Origin of the sequence: Saccharothrix lopnurensis (assembly GCF_042658445.1) — a bacterium.
Classification (GTDB): Bacteria; Actinomycetota; Actinomycetes; order Mycobacteriales; family Pseudonocardiaceae; genus Actinosynnema; species Actinosynnema lopnurensis.
This window is the reverse complement of record NZ_JBHSQO010000029.1, coordinates 7837-28263: the sequence shown is the minus strand read 5'-3', so window position 1 is coordinate 28263 and position 20427 is coordinate 7837. Positions and strand designations below refer to the sequence as shown.

Sequence of the window (20427 nt, the reverse complement as noted above, 5' to 3'; positions counted from 1 at the left end):
CGAGGTTTCGGGTGCCGTTTGGCCTCGGTCCGCTCGGCTTTCGGCCCTGGCGCACCTTCCCCGGCGCCAGGTCCGACGGGCGGGCGGGGACCTGACTGCACCCGAATTTTTTCGTCCCGGGCGCGACCGCGCCCGGGACGGCGACGACATGCAGGGCGCAACGCGAGGAGGGGGAGTCATCCAGGGAGGGTTCGTGGTGGAGCGGGCGCGGCACGTGCCGGTGCTGCTCGACCGGGTCCTCGGCCTGCTGGCCCCCGCGCTGGCCGATCGGGACGCGTTGTTCGTGGATTGCACGCTCGGCCTGGGCGGGCACTCCGAGGCGGTGCTGCGCGCCCACCCGCGGGTGCGGCTCGTCGGCCTCGACCGGGACCCGCAGGCCATCGCGCTGGCCCGGGAGCGGCTGGCGCCGTTCGGCGACCGGGTCACGCTCGTGCAGACCACCTACGACGGCATCGCCGAGGCGGTCGAGGGCAAGCGGGTCGACGGGATCCTGATGGACCTCGGCGTGTCCTCGCTCCAGCTCGACGCGGAAGAGCGCGGCTTCGCCTACTCCAGGGACGCCCCGCTGGACATGCGGATGAGCGCCGGCGCCGGGCCGACCGCGGCCGACGTGCTCAACACCTACTCCGCCGACGACCTGGCCAGGGTCCTGCGCGACCACGGCGAGGAGCGGTTCGCCCGCAAGATCGCCGCGGCCGTGGTGCGGGAGCGCGCCAAGGAGCCGTTCACCACCAGCGGCCGGCTGGTCGAGCTGCTCTACGCGGCCGTGCCCGCCGCGACCCGCCGCACCGGCGGCCACCCGGCCAAGCGGACGTTCCAGGCGCTGCGCATCGAGGTCAACGAGGAGCTGGAGTCGTTGCGGCTCGCGCTGCCCGCGGCGCTGTCGGTGCTGGCCGTGGGCGGGCGGATCGTCGTGGAGTCCTACCAGTCCCTGGAGGACCGGATGGTCAAGCGCGCGTTCGCGGAGCTGGCCACCTCCACCACCCCCCTGGACCTGCCCGTCGAGCTGCCCGGCCACACGCCGCAGCTGCGGCTGGTGACGCGCGGCGCGGAGCAGGCCACGGAGCAGGAGATCGAGGACAACCCGAGGGCCGCCCCGGTCCGGCTGCGGGCGGCGGAACGGATCCGGGAGGCGACGTGACCGCACCGGCACGGACCGGCGGCTCGTCGCCGTACCCAGCCAAGCCGCGCGAGCGCGCGTTGCGCGCGGTGCCGGCCGAGCGCCGCCGCTCGGCGGCCGTCGAGCGCGCCTACGCGCGGCGGGCGCAGCGCTCCTCGCCCCGGCGCGGCCGCGCGGTGACGCGGCAGTCCGCGCCCGCGCCCAAGGCCCCGTTCGTGGTGATGGTGATGGTCGTGCTCGGCCTGGGCATCACGGCGATCATGTGGCTGTCCACGCAGGCGACCGCGGACTCCTACCGGCTCCAGGACGCGCGGGCCGAGGAGACGGGGCTGGCCAGGCAGGTCGAGCAGCTGCGCCGGGAGGTGGCCCTGGCGGAGTCGCCGCTGGAGCTGGCCGCCACCGCGGCGGAGCTGGGGCTGGTCCCGGCGGGCGACCCGGCCCGGCTGCGCCGGCTGGCGGACGGGACGGTGGAGGTGCACGGCACGCCGTCCGCGGTCGAGCCGCCGCCACCGCCCACCACCCGGTCCACGGCGGCGTCCACCGCGCCGGCCACGGCGGCGTCCACGGCACCCCCGGGCACGCCGCCCACCACGCCGTCCGTGCCCACCACGACGGCCACGCCCCCCGCCGGCGAGGGGCAGCAGACCCCGCCCGACCAGGGGCGACAGCAGCAGGGCGGGCCACCGCCCGCCGAACAGCCGGTAGCGGGAGGTCGTTGATGCCGGGTCCGAGTCGGGACAGACCCGTGCGGCGCCCGCTGTCGGTGCGCGGCTCCGCGCCCAAGCGGCGGGGCAACAGCCGGGTCCGGCTCGCGGTGGGCCGGTTCCTGCTGATCGGCGCGCTGGTCGCGGCGGGCCTGAAGCTGGTGCACGTGCAGGGCTTCCAGGCCGACGCGCTGTCCGCGCAGGCCGAGCAGCAGCGCGCCACGCCCATCGACATCCCCGCCGAGCGCGGGTCGATCCTCGACCGCAACGGCAACCAGCTCGCGTTCAGCGTCGAGGCCCGCGCCCTGTACGCCGTGCCGCGCCGGATGCGCGTCGAGTGGGGCAAGGCGCTGGAGAAGACGCCCAGGATCGGCAGCTTCGAGCAGCGCATCGCGACCATCGCCGAGGACATCGAGAAGGCCCTGGGCACGCGGGTCAACGGCCAGAAGACCGACCGCGACACGATGTTCGCCAAGCTGTCCCTGGACACCACCTACGTCGAGCTGGTCGACAACGTCGACCCGGCCAAGGCGGCGCTGATCACGGACAAGTACCTCGACATCGGCTCGGAGTACCGGGCGGTGCGCGTGTACCCCAACGGCGAGCTGGCGTCGAACATCATCGGCGCGGCGAACTGGCGCAAGAACGAGGAGCCGCCCGCCACCCACGGCCTGATCGGGCTGGAGAACTCGCAGGACAACCTGCTGGCGGGCAGCAACGGGCGGCGCGTCGTCGACACCATGCAGGGCAACGACGACGTGGTGATCCCGGGCCCCGACCGCTCGCGCGAGCTGGCGGCCGCCACCCCGGGCAAGAGCCTGGAGCTCACGCTCGACGTGGACACGCAGTACGCGTTGCAGCGGCTCGTCACCGACTACACCCGGGATACGGCCTCGCGCACCGGGTCCGCGACGGTGCTGGACATCCGGACCGGCGAGGTCCTGGCGATGGCCAACGACAAGACGTTCGACCCCGCCGACTTCGGCCGGGCCACCGACGCGGAGCTGCGCAACACCGCGGTCTCGTCGGTGTTCGAGCCGGGCTCGGTGAACAAGGTGGTCACCGCGGCGGCGGCCATCGAGGACGGCGTCTACCAGCCGGACAGCGTGCTCCAGGTCGACGGCCAGATCAAGGTCGCGGACCGGGTGATCAAGGACGCGGTGGACCACGAGCTCCAGGACATGACGTTCACCGGCGTGTTCGCCAAGTCCTCCAACGTGGGCACGCTGATGACCGCCCAGCAGGTCGGCCAGGACCGGTTCGCCGAGATGCTGCGCAAGTTCGGCCTGGGCCAGCGGACCGGGTCGGGCCTGCCCGGCGAGGAGGCCGGCTACGTGCCGCCGCGCAACCAGTGGTCCGGCTCGACGTTCGGCAACCTGCCGATCGGCCAGGGCCTGAACCTGACGCTGCTCCAGATGACCGGCATGTACCAGGCGATCGCCAACGACGGCGTGCGCATCCCGCCCCGGATCATCCGGGCCGAGGTGTCGGCGGACGGCACGCGCAAGGAGACGCCGAGGCCGGAGGGCGTGCAGGTAATCTCGCCGCAGACGGCGAAGACCGTGCGCGACATGTTCCGGGCGGTGGTCCAGGAGGACACGCCGCAGCAGACCGGGACCGGCCCGTCGGCGGCGCTGCCCGGTTACCAGGTCAGCGGCAAGACCGGGACCGCGCAGCAGGTCGACCCCACCTGCCGGTGCTACTCCTACAGCGACTACTGGGTGACGTTCGCGGGCATCTTCCCCGCCGACAACCCGCGGTTCGTGGTCGGCATCATGCTGGACCGGCCGACCAGGGGCCAGCAGTCGGCCGCGCCGCTGTTCCACGACATCGCCTCCTACCTGGCGCAGCGCTACCAGGTGCCGATGTCGGCGGAGCAGACCCCGGTAGTCCCCCTGATCCTCTGACCCCCCCGCGCGAGTCGAACACTCAGACCGACCGTGTCGAACACTCGGAACCACCGTGTCGAACACTCGGGACCCCCGAGTTCAACACCCGGGTTCGTCCCGGACCCCGTCCGCCGGACCTGAACGCGGAACTCACCGGTCCTGAGCGTTCGACACGGTGGTCCCGGGTGTTCGACTCGCGCGGTTCGGTGGGGTGCGGGAGGTCGGGAGCGGGTCCGGAGTGGACGTGCCGCACGACCACTCTGCGTGCGCCGGTAGCCTTCCGCGCGTGCCTGCCAAGCTCCAGGGCAAGGTCGCGACCGCCCCGCCTCGCCCTTCCCGCACCCAGCCCGTGGCCGTGGCGGAGCTCGCCGCCGCCGTCGACGCCCACCTGACCGCACCGGACCAGGCCCACGTCCAGGTCACCGGTGTGACGCTGCGCGCCCAGCACGTGCGCGCGGGCGACCTGTTCGCCGCCCTGCCCGGCACCCGGGCCCACGGCGCCGACTTCGCCGACCGAGCAGCGGCCGGCGGTGCGGTCGCGGTCCTGACCGACGCGGCCGGCGCGGGGAGGGTGAGCGGGCTGCCGGTGCTGGTGCACCCCGACCCGCGCGCCGTGCTCGGCGCGCTGGCCTCCCGCGTCTACGGCGACCCGTCCGCCCGGCTCGACGTCTGGGGCGTCACGGGCACGTCCGGCAAGACCACCACCACCTACATGATCGAGTCGGCGCTGCGGGCCGCCGGGCGGGCCACCGGCCTCATCGGCACGGTCGAGACCCGCATCGGCGCCGACCGGCTCGACAGCGCGCTCACCACGCCCGAGGCGCCGGACCTCCAGGCGCTGCTGGCCGTCATGCACGAGCGCGGCACCACCGACGTGACCATGGAGGTCTCCAGCCACGCGCTCGGCCTCGGCCGCGTCGGCGGCGTCGGGTTCGCGGTCGGCGCGTTCACCAACCTCTCCCAGGACCACCTGGACTTCCACCCGGACATGGAGGACTACTTCCGGACCAAGGCCCGGCTGTTCGACGGCCGGGCGCGGGTCGAGGTCGTCTGCGTGGACGGGGAGTGGGCGCCCCGGCTGGTCAAGGAGCACACCGTCACGGTGGCCACCACCCGCGACGCCCACTGGACCGCCTCGGACGTCGCCGTCACCCCCACCGGCGAGCAGTCGTTCACCGCGCACGGCCCCGGCGGCGCGACCCTCGACGTCGAGCTGCGGCTGCCCGGCGACTTCAACGTGGCCAACGCGCTGCTGGCCATCGCCTGCCTGCACGCCAGGGGCGTGCCCCTCGACGCCGTCCGGCGGGGCCTGCGGGACGTCCAGGTGCCGGGCCGGATGCAGCGCGTGGACGAGGGCCAGGACTTCACCGCCGTGGTCGACTACTCCCACAAGCCCGCCGCCGTCGCGCTCGCCCTCCAGGCCGTGCGCGCCCGCACCGCCGGCCGCGTCATCACCGTGCTCGGGTGCGGCGGCGACCGCGACGCCGCCAAGCGGCCCCTGATGGGCGAGGAGGCGGCCCGGCGCAGCGACGTGCTCGTCGTGACCGACGACAACCCGCGCGGCGAGGACCCGGCGGAGATCCGGGCGGCCGTGCTGCGCGGGGCGCTCGCCGTGCCCGACGCCGAGCGCGGCGAGGTCGTCGAGATCGGCGACCGCCGCGGCGCCGTGGAGCACGCCGTGTCCCTCGCGCGCGCCGGCGACGTCGTCGTGGTCGCGGGCAAGGGCCACGAGACCGGCCAGGAGGTCGCCGGGGTGGTCCACCCCTTCTCCGACGTCGAAGCGCTGGCCACCGCGATCCGGGAGACCACCAAGTGATCCAGCTCAGCCTGGCCGAGATCGCCGAGGTCGTCGGCGGCACGCTGCACAACGCCACCGGCGACGAGGTCGTGACCGGCTCCGTCGAGTTCGACACGCGGAAGGTGACCCCGGGCGGGCTGTTCCTGGCCCTGCCGGGCGAGCGCGTCGACGGCCACGACTTCGCCGCGCGCGCCGTCGCGGCGGGTGCGGCCGGCGTGCTCGCGGCCCGCCCGGTCGACGCGCCCGCCGTCATCGCGCCGCCGGTCACCGGCACCGGCGGCAACGCCTACGTGCTGTCCGGCGACGCCGACGGCGCGGGCGCGGCGGTGCTCGCCGCGCTGGCCAGGCTCGCCCGCCACGTCGTCGACCGGCTGCCCGACCTGACCGTGGTCGGCGTGACCGGCTCGTCCGGCAAGACCTCCACCAAGGACCTCATCGCGCAGGTGCTGACCCCGCTGGGCGAGACCATCGCGCCGCCCGGGTCGTTCAACAACGAGCTCGGGCACCCGTGGACCGCGCTGCGCGCCACCCCGGGCACCCGGTTCCTGGTGCTGGAGCTGAGCGCGCGCGGCCGCGGCCACATCGCCGGGCTGTGCGAGGTCGCCCCGCCGCGCGTCGGCGCGGTGCTCAACGTCGGCAGCGCCCACCTCGGGGAGTTCGGCTCCCGCGAGGGCATCGCGCGGGCCAAGGGCGAGCTGGTCGAGGCCCTGCCCGAGGACGGCGTGGCCGTGCTGAACGCCGACGACCCGCTCGTGGCCGGCATGGCCTCGCGCACCAGGGCCCGGGTCGTCCTGGTCGGGGAGAGCCCCCGGGCCGCGGTCCGCGCCGCCGACGTCACCCTGGACGAGCAGGCCCGCGCCTCGTTCACGCTGGTCACGCCCCAGGGCGAGGCCCCCGTCCGGCTCGCCCTGCACGGCCCGCACCAGGTCGGCAACGCGCTCACCGCCGCCGCGATCGCGCTGGAGCTCGGCGCCGACCCGCAGCAGGTCGCCGAAGCCCTCGGTCGGGCCGAGCGCGTCTCCGCGCACCGCATGGAGGTCTCCGAACGCCCCGACGGCGTGACGGTCGTCAACGACGCGTACAACGCCAACCCGGAGTCGGTGCGCGCGGCGCTCAAGGCGCTGGCCACCATCTCCCGCGCCACCTCACCGGCCCGCCGCAGCTGGGCGGTGCTGGGTCCGATGGCGGAGCTCGGCGCGGACCACGTCCGCGCGCACGACGAGATCGGCAGGCTCGCGGTCCGCCTGGACATCAACAAGCTGGTCGTCGTCGGCGAGGACGCCCGCGCGATGCGCCAGGGCGCGCACCTGGAAGGATCATGGGGAGAAGAAGCGATTCTGGTGCCGGACGTGGCGGCGGCCGCGGAGCTGCTGCGCGACGAGGTGCGACCGGGTGACGTCGTGCTCGTGAAGGCATCCAACTCATACGGCCTGTGGCGGGTTGCCGAGGCCCTCCTGGAGGCGGTCAGCAAGTGAAGAGCATCCTGATCGCGGCGGCCATCGCCCTGATCACGTCGATCATGCTGACGCCGTACCTGATCAAGATCTTCTCGCGGCAGGGCTTCGGGCAGGAGATCCGCGAGGAGGGCCCGCAGCACCACAAGACCAAGCGCGGCACGCCGACCATGGGTGGCGTCGCGATCCTGATCGCGATGTGGGCCGGCTACCTCGGCGCGCACCTGGTCAACTCGATGTCGGCGTCCGCGCAGGACCAGACGCCCAGCGCGTCCGGCCTGCTGGTGCTGATGCTGACCACCTCGCTGGGCGTCGTCGGCTTCCTCGACGACTTCATCAAGATCCGCAAGCAGCGCAACCTGGGCCTGAACAAGACCGCGAAGCTCGTCGGCCAGTTCATCGCCACGATCATCTTCGCCGTGCTGGTCGTCCAGTTCCCGAACCGGGACGGGATCACGCCCGCCTCGGTGAACCTCTCGTTCGTGCGCGACATCACCGTGGTGTCGTTCGGCATCGTCGGCTTCGTGGTGTTCTGCTACGCCGCGATCAGCGCCTGGTCCAACGCGGTCAACCTGACCGACGGCCTCGACGGCCTGGCGGGCGGCACGTCGGCCATGGTGCTGGGCACCTACGTGGTGATCAGCTTCTGGCAGTTCCGCTACAACTGCTCCAACCTGCTCGTGGCCGGCTGCTACGACGTGCGCGACCCGCTGGACCTCGCGCTGGTCGCCGCCGCCGCGATGGCGGGCTGCATCGGCTTCCTGTGGTGGAACGCCGCGCCCGCCAAGATCTTCATGGGCGACACGGGCTCGCTGGCGCTGGGCGGCCTGGTGGCCGGCCTGTCCATCACCACCCGCACCGAGCTGCTGATGGTCGTCATCGGCGGCCTGTTCGTGGTGGAGGCGCTGTCGGTGGTGCTCCAGGTCGCGGTGTTCCGCACGTCGCGACGGCGGTTGTTCCGCATGGCGCCGTTCCACCACCACTTCGAACTCGCCGGGTGGGCGGAAACCACGGTGATCATCCGGTTCTGGCTGCTCGCGGGCATGTGCTGCATGCTCGGCCTGGGCCTGTTCTACAGCGAGTGGCTGACCGCGGTCGGGAGCTGAGCGCATGGGTTTCCTGGCCGGCCGCGACGTCCTGGTCGCCGGCGCCGGTGTCACCGGTCGGTCCGTGGTGGAGGCGCTGCTGGCGGCGGGGGCCTCGGTCACGGTGACCGACGCGTCCGCCGACCGCCTCGACGCGCTGGGGCAGCTGACGCCCGGGGTCGCCCTGGTGCCGGGCCTGGACGCGCCGCCCGCCGGCGTCGACCTGGTGGTGACCAGTCCCGGCTGGCGACCCGGCGGCCCGCTGTTCACGGCGGCGGCCGGGGCAGGCGTCGAGGTGATCGGCGAGGTCGAGCTGGCCTGGCGGATGGGCCTGGAGCTGGCCGACCCGCCCGCGTGGCTCGCGGTGACCGGCACCAACGGCAAGACGACCACGGTCGGGATGCTGGAGTCGGTGCTGCACGCGGCCGGCATCGACGCCGTGGCGTGCGGCAACGTCGGCCTGCCCGTGGTGGACGCGCTGCTGGCGGGTCACCGGGTGCTGGCGGTCGAGCTGTCGAGCTTCCAGCTGCACTGGTCGCCGTCCGTGCGGCCGTTCGCCGGTGTGCTGCTCAACCTGGCGGAGGACCACCTGGACTGGCACGGCGGCTTCGAGGAGTACGCCGCGGCCAAGGCGGGCGTCCTCACCGGCGAGGTCGCGGTGGGCAACGCGGACGACCCGGTGGTGTCCCGCCTGCTGTCCCGCGCGCCCGCCCGCACCCGCGTCGGGTTCACCCTCGGTGAGCCGGCGGAGGGCCAGCTCGGCGTGCTCGACGGGCAGTTGGTGGACCGGGCGTTCGGACCGGGCGCGGTGCTGCTCGGCGTCGACGAGGTCCGCCCCACCGGCCCGCCCGGGGTGGCCGACGCGCTGGCCGCCGCCGCGCTGGCGCGGGCGCACGGCGTGCCGGTCGAGGCGGTGGCCGCCGGCCTGCGCGGCTTCCGGCCCGGCGCCCACCGCGCGGAGCTGGTGGCGGAGGTCGGCGGGGTCGTCTACGTCAACGACTCCAAGGCCACCAACCCGCACGCGGCGGAGGCGTCGCTGCGGGCCCACGACAGCGTCGTGTGGATCGCCGGCGGGCTGCTCAAGGGGGCCTCGGTGGAGGAGCTGGTCCGGGCCCAGGCCCACCGGTTGCGCGGCGCGGTGCTCATCGGCGCCGACCGCGAGGTGATCGCCGAGGCGCTGCACCGCCGCGCGCCGTCCGTGCCGCTGGCCGTGCTCGACGACGCGACCATGGTGGACGCGGTGCGGGCGGCCAGGTCCATGGCGCGGCCCGGTGACGCGGTGCTGCTCGCGCCGGCGGCGGCGTCGATGGACATGTTCACCGACTACGCCCACCGGGGTCACGCGTTCGCCGAGGCGGTGCGGGAGCTGGCCGTGCCGCCGCGCAGCGGGGGCCCCAGCCGGTCGTGATCGTGGTCGCCTTGGGCGACACGCCGCGAATCAGCGGCTTCCCCGGTGTGGTCCGGGAGACGATGGGGTCATGACTGCGGTGGAACAGCGGCCCGCCCGTGCGGGTGGGTCGCGGCGGGCGGGTCGTGCGGTGGCGGTGCGCACGTCGTTGACCGCGTGGCTCGGCTGTTCCCACGTCTGAGTCGGTAGCGGGCGCGCTGCGGCGCGTCCTGGCGGTGGTCGACCGGGTCATCGTCCTGCTCGGTGAGTCGGCCGACCTGCTGGAGGGCGTCCACACCACCCTCGTCGCAGCTGTCGCGGGCACCAGCCGGTCACGGTACGAGCAGGTCGCCGCCACCTTCGCCGAAGCCCGCCGGGACAACGCGGAACTTCTGGACGAATGCGCCCGACTCCGTGCCGGGATCGATGTGGTCCTGGCCAGGGTGGTGGCGGTGGTGGGCGACGGCGCACTGCCACCTGCGGCCGAGGACCGCGTTCGAGCCGTGCGTCGAGAGCTGCGCCCCGGCGTGCGCGGGGCACGAGCAGCCGGTTGGTGGCTTCACCCGGACGGCAGTCGCACACGTGTGCTCAGCGGTCGGGACAGTGATCCGAACAGTTGGCAACAACGGGCTGAACGGTTCCTGCGGCGGGAGTTCCCCCGCTGACTGGCCGGAGCTGTCCGTCCTCGCACGCCACGTCGAGGTCAAGATCGCTTTCCGCTTGCTCGACCGGCCACCCGGCGATGAGGTGGTCGTCATGGGCCGCAAGGTGTGCGGACGGGACCCGATCACCGCGGGCTACCCGTACACCTGTGACAAGCTCTTGCCGTTCCTCCTCCAAGAAGGCACGACACTGACGGTGGTTGAGGACGACGGAACACGAGTCACGTACCGAGGCAGGCGACCCAGATGACAGTCCAGGTTCGGTGGACCGACCTCGAACCGGGCACGATCCGGCACGCGGAGGTCCACGAGGTCGTCCTGACCGCCCGGTCGGACGTGGAGGAGCTGGTGGCGCGCCTGGCGCGGCCGGACACCAGCGAAGCGCTGCTCGTCCACTCGGCGCGGCCGCTCAAGACCAGCTCGCTGACCGGCGGGAGCGCGCCTGACCACCGGGTCGTCGTCGCCGTCGGGAGCAGCGGGTTCGGGTACGTGGAGTACCTCGGTCCCGGTGGGGTGGACCAGCTCGTCGGCGACCCCGGGTCCCCCGAGTGGCACACGACCACGGGCGGCCACTTCCCGGCCGGCGCCGGTGTGGACCTGGCCACCCTGGTCGAGGTGGTCGAGGAGTTCCGGGTCACGGCCGCGCGCCCCGCGTCGGTCGGGTGGCGGGACGCGCTGGGCGACTGAGCCGGTCGTGATCGTGGTCGCCTTGGGCGACACGCCGCGAATCAGCGGCTTCCCCGGTGTGGTCCGGGAGACGATGGGGTCATGACTGCGGTGGAACAGCGGCCCGCCCGTGCGGGTGGGTCGCGGCGGGCGGGTCGTGCGGTGGCGGTGCGCACGTCGTTGACCGCGTGGCTCGGCCGCCCGCTCGCGGACTTCCACCTGCTGCTCGCGATCTTCGGCATGTTGACCGCGATCGGCCTGATCATGGTCCTGTCGGCGTCCGCGCCCGACGCGGTGGCGGTGGGCGAGTCGGCGTTCAGCGTCTTCAAGAAGCAGCTGCTCTACGTGGGCGTGGGCGCGGTGATCTTCCTGGTGGTGCTGCGCATCCCGCTGCGCACCGTCCGGCACGGCAGCACCATGGCCATGCTCGTCAGCATCGTCCTGCTCGGCCTGGTGCTCACGCCGCTGGGCACGTCCATCAACGGCACCCAGTCCTGGTTCAAGGTCGGGCCCGTCTCGCTCCAGCCGATCGAGCCCGCCAAGCTCGCGCTGGCGCTGTGGGGCGCGCACGTGCTGGTCACCAAGCGGGCCCTGCTCAACCAGTACCGGCACCTGCTGGTGCCGGTGGTGCCGGTGGCCCTGCTGCTGTTCGCGCTGGTGATGCTGCAACCCGACCTCACCGGCACGATCACCCTCGGCGTCGTGCTGATGAGCCTGCTCTGGTTCGTGGGCGCGCCGATGCGGCTGTTCGGCGTCCTGGTCATCGCCGCGGTGAGCGGCGCGGTGGTGCTGGCGATCACCGCCGCCTACCGGCTGGACCGCCTCCAGTCGTTCCTCAACCCGGAGGACGACCCGACCGGCGGCGGCCTCCAGGCGCTCCAGGCGCTGTACGCGCTGGCCGAGGGCGGGTTCTTCGGCAAGGGCCTGACCAACGGCAGCTCCAAGTGGCGCTACCTGCCCAACGTGCACAGCGACTTCATCTTCGCGGTCATCGGCGAGGAGCTGGGCTTCATCGGCTGCCTGCTGGTGCTGGGGCTGTTCGGCCTGCTCGCCGTGGTGGGACTGCGGATCGCCGCGCGCAACACCGACCCGTGGATCCGCATGGTGTCCGCGACGCTGACCGTGTGGCTGGTCGCGCAGGCCGCGATCAACATCGGGTACGTGGTGCAGTTGCTCCCGGTCACCGGCATCACGCTGCCGATGATCTCCTCCGGCGGGACGTCGGTGGTCACGACCATGGTCGTGTTCGCCATCCTGGCCAGTTGCGCCCGCCACGAGCCGGAAGCGGTGGCCGCGCTGCGCTCGCTCGGTCCCGGCCGGGTCGGCGGGGTGCTGAAGCTGCCCGCGCCCGAGGCGTACAAGCCGCCGCCCCGCCGCCGCCCGTCCCGGCCCTCCACGCCGCCCCGCGGGCGCAAGGCCGCGCCGCCGCCGGTGGACGAGAGGCGGATGGCCGGCCGGCACGCTCCGCCGTCGGAGTACCGCCGGCGCGAGTCCCGCAAGGCCGGTCAGGACCGGGACGTGCGGTCGCGCCGCCGCGACGGGCGCTGACGCCGCTTTCGGCGGAGGGATCGCCGCGCGTTCGCCGGAATGCGCTTCTGCATCGATGGGGCTTTGCCGCACATACCGCGTAAAACGGCGCCCGGATGTATCCCATCATCCTATGTCTAGGTTGGGTTCCGTGCCGATTGAGTGATTCGCCGACAATTCTTCGACCTGATCGGACTATTTCGGAGGTCGATAAAGACCGCCGATAATTGTCGCGCCGGAAGTTGGGGTCGGGGGTCATTCAGCCGGTGTTCCGGTGCCGTTCTGCCTGTTGGTGGCAGGCGGTGATCGTTCTTCTTGCTCTGTTCTCCCCAATTCTTTCCGCTGAATGCTTGGGAGTGAGAAAATCATGCAGACGACGAACCGAAGAAAGAGGATCACGGCCGCGTTCGCCGGGCTGGTGTTCGGTCTGGCCTGGGTGGTGTACGCCCCGACGGCCTCCGCGGGCGAGGGCAAGCCCGCGGCCTCCGCGGCGCAGGGCACGCACTGCGTCATCTCCGTGACGACCAAGGCTGTGGACTGTTTCGCCACCATCACCGAGTCGATCGCCTTCGCCACGGGCGGCCGGGTGACCGACGCGCCGTCCGACGTGCTCACCGCCGTCAAGGACCCGGACGTGACGGCCCGGATCAACGGTGGTGGCCCTGGCGCGCTGGCCGTTATCGGCATCCAGTACTACCTGGCGAACTACGGCAGCCACTCGCTGACCGTCAACGGGCCCGACGTCGGCTGCGACGGTCCGGTCGACCCGCCCGAGTACTTCGTCGCCCCGCTGCCGAACTTCGTGCCCAGCGGCGGGATCAACTGGAACAACAACATCAGGTCCTTCCAGGGTTACTCCGGCTGCTGGCAGGCGCTGTTCGACGACCCGGGCTGCACCGTCCGGATCTACCCGACGATCCCCCCTTGGTGGGGGCCCTTCGCCGCCGATCTCGGCGTCGCCAACGACCGCGCCGAGTGCATCTACTGGTCGTGACCGGCGGGGCGCTGCCCGCGTGAGCGTTCCTTCGTCGATCCGGTGATCCCGGGCGACCTCCGGGGGAATTCCCCCGGAGGTCGCCTCGTGTCCGATCAATCGACATCGGAATTTCTCGGGTTCCGACAGGCGGTGGCCGGAACCCGTCGGCGCCGGTCACTTTTCTCGTGTGCTGGAATTAGTTCGGACGTCAATGTGATTATTCCTCCGTCAGTCCGGTCCCCACGTCGGTCGAGGGGGCCGGCAATGGTGTCGCCAGGTGCCGTCGGTTTTTTTCCGACCATTCCGCCAAATGTCCGGGAGGGCGAACGCGGGGTGCCCCGGACGGTTCCCCGGGGCCACCCCGACGCGTGCCGGTCAGCCGTCGAGTTCCCGCAGCTCCGGCAGGCCGAGCCGCCGGCAGAGGTCGGGACCGCCGGGGAACACCCCGGCCACCCCGTCCGACACCACGCAGGCCACCAGTGCGGGGACCGCGTGCTTCGCGACGGGCGGACCCGCCTTGGGGTCGTGCTCCTGCGGCGCCACCTGGGCCGAGGCCGGGCCGGCGGTCAGCGCGCCCAACCCCCACAGTTCGGCGCACAGGGACACCGCCTCGTCGGCGACGTCGGCGGGCCGGCCCTCCAGGGTGACGCCCACCGCGTCGCCGCGGTGCCCCCCGACGTCGGCCTCGGTGTAGCAGCGGACCTGCTCGCGGACGGTGGCCGGCCGGGCCGCCACGTAGGCCGCCACGGCCACCCCGCCGGTCAGTGCGCACAGCACCACCGCTCCGGGCACCGCCCACCGGACGGCGCGGCGACCCGTCGCGGACCGCTCGGCGACCTCGGCCACCAGGTGCCTGCCTCGGGCGTCGAGCCGGTGCGGTGCCATGGGGATCTGGTCGAAGGGCTCGGTCATCGCAACTCCTTTTCCAAGGTGGCGGGCCGGTCGAGCAGCTCGCGCAGGTGCCGGCGGGCCCGGTTGAGCCGGGAGCGGACGGTGCCGACGGGGACCGCCAGGGCGATCGAGGCGTCCTCGTAGCTCAGGCCCGACCACGCGCACAGCGCCAGCACGTCCTGCTCCTCGCGGCGCAGCCGGTGGTAGGCGGGCAGGATCGAGGCCATCTCCACCTCCGCGTCCACGCGGAGCGCGGCCACGTCGGCCGGGTCCGCCTCGTCCGCGAGCGGGGGCAGCCGGGCCAGCGCGCGCTCGTACCGCCCCAGCGCCCGCACGTGGTTGCGCACCACGTTGGTCGCGATGCCCAGCAGCCACGGCAGCACCGAACCGGTGGCCGACGGCCGCAACCTGCTCCGCTGCCGCCACGCCTCCAGGAACACCACCGAGGTCAGGTCCTCGGCGGTGCTCCAGTTCCCGGTGCGCCGGAAGCAGTGGTTGTAGACGGCGTTCGCGTGCCGCCGGAACAGCGCGCCCATGCCCGCCGCGTCGCCCGCGGCGGCCCGGCGCCACAGCGCCTCGTCGTTCTCGACGGGCTCGACTGGGTCCATGTCCACTCATGTCCGCTCGGCGCGGTGCGGTTCCACCCGGTCCCGGATGGTGCCGTTGCTAGGCTCGGCGCGTCGAGTGGACGAGATCCCGACGAGATCCCGCAGCCCTGGAGGTTCCCCTGTCCGGCGATCGGCTTGTCCCCAACGGTCCGTGCGTGGTGGTCGCCGGAGGCGGCACCGCCGGGCACATCGAGCCAGCCCTGGCCCTGGCCGACGCGGTGATGCGGCTGCGGCCCGACGCGCGCGTGGTCGCGCTCGGCACCGAGCGGGGCCTGGAGAGCAGGCTCGTACCCGCCCGCGGCTACCCGCTGGAGCTGATCCCGCCGGTGCCGATGCCGCGCAAGCCGTCACCGGACCTGCTCAAGCTGCCGCTGCGGGTGCGCGGCGCGGTGAAGCTGACCCGTGACGTGCTGGAGCGCGTGCGCGCGGACGTGGTCGTCGGCTTCGGCGGCTACGTGGCCCTGCCCGCCTACCTCGCCGCGCGCGGCCGGGTGCCGATCGTGGTGCACGAGGCCAACGCCAAGGCCGGCCTGGCGAACAAGGTCGGCGCGAAGTTCGCCGAGCGGGTCGCGGCCGCCGTGCCCGACTCGGGCCTGACCGACGCCGAGATCATCGGCATCCCGCTGCGCCACTCGATCACCACGCTGGACCGGGCCGCGCTGCGGCAACGGGCCCGCGCCCAGTTCGGCCTGCACCCCACCGCGCCGGTGCTGCTGGTGTTCGGCGGCTCCCAGGGCGCGCGGTCGATCAACAACGCGGTGTCCGCCGCCGCGCCCGCGTTCGCGCGGGCCGGGATCGGCGTGCTGCACGCGCACGGCCCGAAGAACACCGTGGCCGTGCAGTCGGTGCCGGGCGCGCCGCCGTACGTGCCGGTGCCCTACCTGGAGCGGATGGACCTGGCCTACGCCGCCGCGGACGCGGTGCTGTGCCGGTCGGGCGCGATGACCGTGGCCGAGGTGTCGGCGGTCGGCCTGCCGGCGGTGTTCGTGCCGCTGCCGCACGGCAACGGCGAGCAGGCGCTCAACGCCGGCCCCGTGGTGTCGGTGGGCGGCGGCCTGCTGGTGCCGGACGAGAACCTGACCCCGGAGTGGGTCGCGGCGAACGTGGTGCCGCTGGTCGCCGACCGCGACCGGCTGGCCGCGATGACCTCGGCGACGTTGAGCACCGGGCACCGCGAGGCCGACGAGGTGCTGGCCCGCATCGTGCTGGAGGTGGTCCGGAAGTGACGGATCCGGTCGGCGGTCGCCGTTCGGGCGCGAGGGGGAGGACGCGGTGAGCGACGTGTTGGAGCGGGTGCACCTGGTCGGGATCGGGGGCGCGGGCATGAGCGGCATCGCCCGCATCCTGCTCGCGCGCGGGGCGCGGGTGTCCGGTTCGGACGCCAAGGACTCGCGCACGGTGCTGGCGCTGCGGGCGCAGGGCGCGGCCGTGGCGGTCGGCCACGACGGCGCGCACCTCGACCAGCTGCCCGGTGGGCCGACCGCGGTCGTGGTGTCCACCGCGATCCGGGAGGACAACCCGGAGCTGGTCGCGGCGCGCGAGCGCGGGGTGGCGGTGCTGCGGCGGGCGGAGGCGCTGGCCGCGCTGATGGCGGGCCACCGGGTGGCCTGCGTCGCCGGCACGCACGGCAAGACGTCCACCACGTCGATGCTCACCGTGGCGCTCCAGCACTGCCGGATGGACCCGTCGTTCGCCATCGGCGGCGACCTGAACGAGTCGGGCGCGAACGCCCACCAGGGCGCCGGCGGCGTGTTCGTCGCCGAGGCCGACGAGAGCGACGGCTCGTTCCTGTTCTTCTCGCCCTCGGTCGCGGTGGTGACCAACGTGGAGGCCGACCACCTGGACCACCACGGCACCCTTGAGGCGTACGTGGGCGCGTTCGACTCGTTCCTGGAGCGGATCGAGCCGGGCGGCGTGCTGGTGGCCTGCGTGGACGACCCGGGCGCGTCGGCGCTGGCCGAGCGGGCCGCGAAGCTGGGCATCCGCGTCCGCCCCTACGGCCGCGCGGCGGACGGTCCGGGCTCGGCCCGGCTCGTCGACCACCGGCCGGACGAGGGCGGCGGCCTGGTCCGGGTGGAGCTGACCGGCGTCCCGGCCGCGCAGGCCGCCGGCGCCCAGGCGGTTGACACCCAGACCGTTGACGCCCAGGACTCCGACGCGCCGGACGTGCGGGTCGTCGACGTGCGGGTCGCGGTCCCCGGCGAGCACATGGCCGGCAACGCCGTCGCGGCGCTGCTGGCCGCGCTGGAGCTGGGCGCCGACCAGGAGGGCGTGCTGGAGGGCCTGGCCGCGTTCGGCGGGGTGCGCCGGCGGTTCGAGTACAAGGGCCGCGCCGCGGGCGTGCGCGTGTACGACGACTACGCCCACCACCCCACCGAGGTGGCCGCCCAGCTCACCGCCGCCCGCCCGCTGGCCGGCGAGGGCAGGCTGGTCGTGGTGTTCCAGCCCCACCTGTACTCGCGGACCCGCCTGTTCGCCGACGGGTTCGGCGCCGCGCTCGCCCTGGCGGACGAGGTGGTCGTGCTCGACGTGTACGGCGCGCGCGAGGACCCGCAGCCGGGCGTCACCGGCGGCCTGGTCGCCGAGCGCGTGCCGCTGGCGGCCGGCAAGGTGCACTACGAGCCGTCGTTCGACCGGGTGCCCGCGCTGGTCGCGGGCCTGGTCGGGGACGGCGACGTGGTCGTCACCATGGGCGCGGGCGACGTGACCGTGCTCGGGCCGGAGATCATCGGGGAGCTGGACGGAAGGTGAGCACGAAGACGGCGCGTCGCCGCCCGCGGCCCGCGCCGCGGCGGCGCCCGTCCCGCGGCCCCGCCCGCCCCCCGTCCCGGCGCACGGTGCTGCGCCGGAGGCTGGTGGCGGTGCTGGTCCTGGTGGTCGTCACGGCCACCGTGTGCACGGTGTGGTTCACCCCCGCGCTCGGCGTCCGCGAGGTCCAGGTGCGCGGGGTGGTGGAGATGACGTCCGCGCAGGTCGTCGAGGCCGCCGCGATCCGGCCCGGCACCCCGCTGGCCCGGGTGGACGGCGGGGAGGTGGCCGCGCGCGTGCGCGCCCTGCCGCGCGTGGCCGACGTGCGGGTGGAGCGCGTCCTGCCCGGCGTGGTGCGGCTCACCGTGGACGAGCGCGACCCGGTCGGCGTGGTCACCGGGCCCGACGGCGCGCACCTGGTGGACGCCACCGGCCGGGACTACGCGACCGTGGCGCAGCCGCCCGCCGGGCTGCCCGAGCTGAAGGCGTCCGGCGACGCGCTGACCGCCGTCGTGGGCGTGGTGACGCAGCTGCCCGAGGCGCTGCGCAGCGAGGTGCTGGTGGTCTCCGCCGACTCGCCCTCGGGCGTGCGGCTGACCCTGAGCGCCGGCCGCGAGGTCCGCTGGGGCTCCGCGGACGACACGCCGCGCAAGGCCGCCGTGCTGGACGTCCTGCTGACCCGGGACGGGTCCGTGTTCGACGTCTCCAGCCCGCAGCTGCCGACGGTGTCGTGACGTGCCCGTGGTGAACCCCGCCACACCGGCGCACCCGGTCGATTCCGCCACGCCGGGCGCGGCGGGCGGCGATACTGCGGGTGTGATGGGGAAGACGGAGGACCACCGCGTCGAGGTGCCGTTCACGGGGGACGAGCGGACCCTGCTGAACGCGTTCCTGGACTTCCTGCGCGGGACGATCGAGTTCAAGTGCGCGGGCCTGTCGGACGAGCAGGCGCGGCGCCCGGTGCTCCCGTCGCAGCTCACCACCGCCGCGGGGGTGGTCAAGCACCTGCGCTGGGTGGAGAACCACTGGTTCCGCGTGGTGCTGTCCGGACAGCCGAGCGAGGCGCCCTACACGCTGGAGGACCCGGACGCGGATTGGCGCGTCGAGCCGGGCGAGACGATCTCCGGTCTGCTCGCCGACTACGCTGCGGAGTGTGCGGTGAGCCGGGAGGTCGCCGCGGGGCTCGACCTCGACCACGAGGTGGCGTTCCGCGGGGGTCGGCTTCCCGCGCGCTGGGTGCTGATCCACATGATCGAGGAAACGGGTCGGCACGCGGGGCACCTGGACGCGGTCCGGGAACTGCTCGACGGGGCAACGGGGGAGTAGTGACCGCTCACCCGGTCAGGAGACGACACGGCGTGGCTGCTGGACCGAGGCATTCCCGATGCATAACGTCCAGCAGGAACATACGGGGTTGACATAACTCTCCACCTCTGGTTGAGAGTTTCAATCCGGGTGGTGATCCGTCCGGGTGTGACACCGGTGGTCATCCACTCCAGCACATGAGCACGGACACGATCAGGAAGGCGGACCGATGACGCCCCCGCACAACTACCTCGCGGTGATAAAGGTCGTCGGCATCGGCGGTGGCGGCGTGAACGCCGTGAACCGGATGATCGAGGTCGGGCTCAAGGGCGTCGAGTTCATCGCGGTGAACACCGACGCCCAGGCTCTGCTGATGTCTGACGCCGACGTGAAGCTCGACATCGGCCGCGAACTGACCCGCGGCCTCGGGGCCGGCGCCAACCCCGAGGTGGGCCACAAGGCCGCCGAGGACCACAGGGAAGAGATCGAGGAGGTCCTCAAGGGCGCGGACATGGTGTTCGTCACCGCCGGCGAGGGCGGTGGCACGGGCACCGGCGGCGCGCCCGTCGTGGCCTCGATCGCGCGCAAGCTCGGCGCGCTGACGATCGGCGTGGTGACGCGGCCGTTCTCGTTCGAGGGCAAGCGGCGCGCGAAGCAGGCCGAGGAGGGCATCCAGGCCCTGCGCAACGAGTGCGACACGCTCATCGTGATCCCGAACGACCGGCTGCTCCAGCTGGGTGACATCGGGGTGTCGCTGATGGACGCGTTCCGCTCGGCGGACGAGGTGCTGCTGTCCGGTGTCCAGGGCATCACCGACCTGATCACCACCCCCGGTCTGATCAACCTCGACTTCGCCGACGTGAAGTCGGTCATGTCCGGGGCGGGCAGCGCGTTGATGGGCATCGGTTCGGCGCGCGGCGAGGGCCGGGCGGTGACGGCCGCCCAGAAGGCGATCAACTCGCCGCTGCTGGAGGCGTCGATGGAGGGCGCCCACGGCGTGCTGCTGTCGATCGCGGGCGGCAGCGACCTGGGCCTGTTCGAGATCAACGAGTCCGCGTCGCTGGTGCAGGAGGCGGCGCACCCGGACGCGAACATCATCTTCGGCACGGTCATCGACGACTCGCTCGGCGACGAGGTGCGGGTCACGGTGATCGCGGCCGGCTTCGACAGCGGCGGTCCGACCCACAAGAAGCTGGAGCCGCAGGTCCTGGCCGCCCCGCAGCGCGGCAACCCGGTCGCCTCGGCGACGGCGGGTGAGCTGTCGGTGCCCCAGCCCCAGCAGCCCCCGCCGATGGCCCAGCCCACCGTGCCCGCCGTGCAGCCGGTCCAGCAGGTGCAGCAGCCCGTGGAGCACACCCAGGTCGTCCAGCAGCGGCCGACCGTGCCCCAGCAGCCGCAGTCCCAGGGCAACGGCTCGCCCTACGCCTCGCCGGCGCAGCCGTCCGTGCCGCGCACCCTGTCGCCCGGCCTGCCGACCAGCGGCAGCCTCCCCAACCGGGCCGTCCCGGTCACCGACGACCCGGACGACGAGGTCGACGTCCCGCCCTTCATGCGGCGCTGACCTCACCCAGTTCTGCGTTCGAGGGCCCCCGGGACACCGTCCCGGG

Annotated in this window: 19 protein-coding genes; 17 read left to right on the top strand and 2 right to left on the bottom strand. The window is 73.5% G+C overall.

What is annotated here, in order from left to right; genetic code table 11:
- The first annotated feature begins 148 nt into the window (after positions 1-148).
- From rsmH to ACFP3R_RS24470, 12 genes are all read left to right on the top strand, one after another.
- Positions 149-1141, top strand: coding sequence for a 16S rRNA (cytosine(1402)-N(4))-methyltransferase RsmH (gene rsmH / locus ACFP3R_RS24525; RefSeq protein WP_380638741.1), 993 nt, complete (start codon positions 149-151; stop codon positions 1139-1141).
- Positions 1138-1839 (top strand): cell division protein FtsL, encoded by a 702-nt coding sequence (ftsL, locus tag ACFP3R_RS24520; RefSeq protein WP_380638740.1) that lies wholly within the window; start codon positions 1138-1140, stop codon positions 1837-1839. The genes rsmH and ftsL overlap by 4 nt, the downstream gene beginning before the upstream one ends.
- Complete coding sequence (locus tag ACFP3R_RS24515; RefSeq protein ID WP_380638739.1) at positions 1839-3731, top strand: peptidoglycan D,D-transpeptidase FtsI family protein; 1893 nt, start codon at positions 1839-1841, stop codon at positions 3729-3731. Before ftsL ends, ACFP3R_RS24515 begins: the two co-directional genes overlap by 1 nt.
- A 268-nt stretch (positions 3732-3999) precedes the next feature.
- Positions 4000-5529 (top strand): UDP-N-acetylmuramoyl-L-alanyl-D-glutamate--2,6-diaminopimelate ligase, encoded by a 1530-nt coding sequence (locus ACFP3R_RS24510; protein ID WP_380638738.1) that lies wholly within the window; start codon positions 4000-4002, stop codon positions 5527-5529.
- Positions 5526-6986: a UDP-N-acetylmuramoyl-tripeptide--D-alanyl-D-alanine ligase gene (locus tag ACFP3R_RS24505; protein ID WP_380638737.1), complete on the top strand. Its 1461-nt coding sequence runs from the start codon at positions 5526-5528 to the stop codon at positions 6984-6986. The genes ACFP3R_RS24510 and ACFP3R_RS24505 overlap by 4 nt, the downstream gene beginning before the upstream one ends.
- Complete coding sequence (mraY, locus tag ACFP3R_RS24500; protein ID WP_380638736.1) at positions 6983-8071, top strand: phospho-N-acetylmuramoyl-pentapeptide-transferase; 1089 nt, start codon at positions 6983-6985, stop codon at positions 8069-8071. Before ACFP3R_RS24505 ends, mraY begins: the two co-directional genes overlap by 4 nt.
- A 4-nt stretch (positions 8072-8075) precedes the next feature.
- Complete coding sequence (gene murD / locus ACFP3R_RS24495) at positions 8076-9458, top strand: UDP-N-acetylmuramoyl-L-alanine--D-glutamate ligase (protein ID WP_380638735.1); 1383 nt, start codon at positions 8076-8078, stop codon at positions 9456-9458.
- A 215-nt stretch (positions 9459-9673) separates the two neighbouring features.
- Positions 9674-10102 (top strand): hypothetical protein, encoded by a 429-nt coding sequence (locus ACFP3R_RS24490; protein WP_380638810.1) that lies wholly within the window; start codon positions 9674-9676, stop codon positions 10100-10102.
- Positions 10020-10349: a DddA-like double-stranded DNA deaminase toxin gene (locus ACFP3R_RS24485; protein ID WP_380638734.1), complete on the top strand. Its 330-nt coding sequence runs from the start codon at positions 10020-10022 to the stop codon at positions 10347-10349. The genes ACFP3R_RS24490 and ACFP3R_RS24485 overlap by 83 nt, the downstream gene beginning before the upstream one ends.
- The gene (locus tag ACFP3R_RS24480; RefSeq protein WP_380638733.1) at positions 10346-10786 is read left to right on the top strand and encodes an Imm1 family immunity protein; all 441 of its coding nucleotides are present in this window, start codon (positions 10346-10348) and stop codon (positions 10784-10786) included. Before ACFP3R_RS24485 ends, ACFP3R_RS24480 begins: the two co-directional genes overlap by 4 nt.
- Before the next feature lie 81 nt (positions 10787-10867).
- Positions 10868-12313, top strand: coding sequence for a putative lipid II flippase FtsW (gene ftsW / locus ACFP3R_RS24475; RefSeq protein ID WP_380638732.1), 1446 nt, complete (start codon positions 10868-10870; stop codon positions 12311-12313).
- A 346-nt stretch (positions 12314-12659) separates the two neighbouring features.
- Positions 12660-13286 carry a hypothetical protein gene (locus ACFP3R_RS24470; RefSeq protein ID WP_380638731.1) on the top strand — a complete coding sequence of 209 codons (627 nt, stop codon included), beginning with the start codon at positions 12660-12662 and terminating at the stop codon, positions 13284-13286.
- A gap of 357 nt (positions 13287-13643) precedes the next feature.
- Here the strand turns inward: ACFP3R_RS24470 and ACFP3R_RS24465 are convergent, their stop codons facing one another.
- Both ACFP3R_RS24465 and ACFP3R_RS24460 read right to left on the bottom strand, forming a co-directional pair.
- Complete coding sequence (locus tag ACFP3R_RS24465; RefSeq protein WP_380638730.1) at positions 13644-14180, bottom strand: hypothetical protein; 537 nt, start codon at positions 14178-14180, stop codon at positions 13644-13646.
- Complete coding sequence (locus ACFP3R_RS24460; protein ID WP_380638729.1) at positions 14177-14767, bottom strand: RNA polymerase sigma factor; 591 nt, start codon at positions 14765-14767, stop codon at positions 14177-14179. Before ACFP3R_RS24460 ends, ACFP3R_RS24465 begins: the two co-directional genes overlap by 4 nt.
- A 155-nt stretch (positions 14768-14922) precedes the next feature.
- Here ACFP3R_RS24460 and murG point away from each other — a divergent pair, with 155 nt between their 5' ends.
- The 5 genes from murG to ftsZ all read left to right on the top strand — a co-directional run bounded on the left by murG (position 14923) and on the right by ftsZ (position 20381).
- Positions 14923-15993 carry an undecaprenyldiphospho-muramoylpentapeptide beta-N-acetylglucosaminyltransferase gene (murG, locus tag ACFP3R_RS24455; protein ID WP_380638728.1) on the top strand — a complete coding sequence of 357 codons (1071 nt, stop codon included), beginning with the start codon at positions 14923-14925 and terminating at the stop codon, positions 15991-15993.
- Between the two features lie 46 nt (positions 15994-16039).
- Complete coding sequence (gene murC, locus ACFP3R_RS24450; protein WP_380638727.1) at positions 16040-17518, top strand: UDP-N-acetylmuramate--L-alanine ligase; 1479 nt, start codon at positions 16040-16042, stop codon at positions 17516-17518.
- Positions 17515-18249: a cell division protein FtsQ/DivIB gene (locus tag ACFP3R_RS24445; RefSeq protein WP_380638726.1), complete on the top strand. Its 735-nt coding sequence runs from the start codon at positions 17515-17517 to the stop codon at positions 18247-18249. The genes murC and ACFP3R_RS24445 overlap by 4 nt, the downstream gene beginning before the upstream one ends.
- A gap of 85 nt (positions 18250-18334) precedes the next feature.
- Positions 18335-18841, top strand: coding sequence for a DinB family protein (locus tag ACFP3R_RS24440; protein ID WP_380638802.1), 507 nt, complete (start codon positions 18335-18337; stop codon positions 18839-18841).
- Between the two features lie 208 nt (positions 18842-19049).
- Entirely contained in the window at positions 19050-20381 is a 1332-nt protein-coding gene (ftsZ, locus tag ACFP3R_RS24435) for a cell division protein FtsZ (RefSeq protein WP_380638725.1), read from the top strand.
- Positions 20382-20427: the final 46 nt, after the last annotated feature.

What these genes read in the sequence shown, in the direction of transcription:
- rsmH (WP_380638741.1), top strand. Translation starts at nt 149, where the DNA reads ATGCAGGGCGCAACGCGAGGAGGGGGAGTCATCCAGGGAGGGTTCGTG.
- ACFP3R_RS24515 (WP_380638739.1), top strand. Translation starts at nt 1,839, where the DNA reads ATGCCGGGTCCGAGTCGGGACAGACCCGTGCGGCGCCCGCTGTCGGTG.
- murD (WP_380638735.1), top strand. Translation starts at nt 8,076, where the DNA reads ATGGGTTTCCTGGCCGGCCGCGACGTCCTGGTCGCCGGCGCCGGTGTC.
- ACFP3R_RS24480 (WP_380638733.1), top strand. Translation starts at nt 10,346, where the DNA reads ATGACAGTCCAGGTTCGGTGGACCGACCTCGAACCGGGCACGATCCGG.
- ftsW (WP_380638732.1), top strand. Translation starts at nt 10,868, where the DNA reads ATGACTGCGGTGGAACAGCGGCCCGCCCGTGCGGGTGGGTCGCGGCGG.
- ACFP3R_RS24470 (WP_380638731.1), top strand. Translation starts at nt 12,660, where the DNA reads ATGCAGACGACGAACCGAAGAAAGAGGATCACGGCCGCGTTCGCCGGG.
- ACFP3R_RS24465 (WP_380638730.1), bottom strand. Translation starts at nt 14,180, where the DNA reads ATGACCGAGCCCTTCGACCAGATCCCCATGGCACCGCACCGGCTCGAC.
- ACFP3R_RS24460 (WP_380638729.1), bottom strand. Translation starts at nt 14,767, where the DNA reads ATGGACCCAGTCGAGCCCGTCGAGAACGACGAGGCGCTGTGGCGCCGG.
- ACFP3R_RS24440 (WP_380638802.1), top strand. Translation starts at nt 18,335, where the DNA reads ATGGGGAAGACGGAGGACCACCGCGTCGAGGTGCCGTTCACGGGGGAC.
- ftsZ (WP_380638725.1), top strand. Translation starts at nt 19,050, where the DNA reads ATGACGCCCCCGCACAACTACCTCGCGGTGATAAAGGTCGTCGGCATC.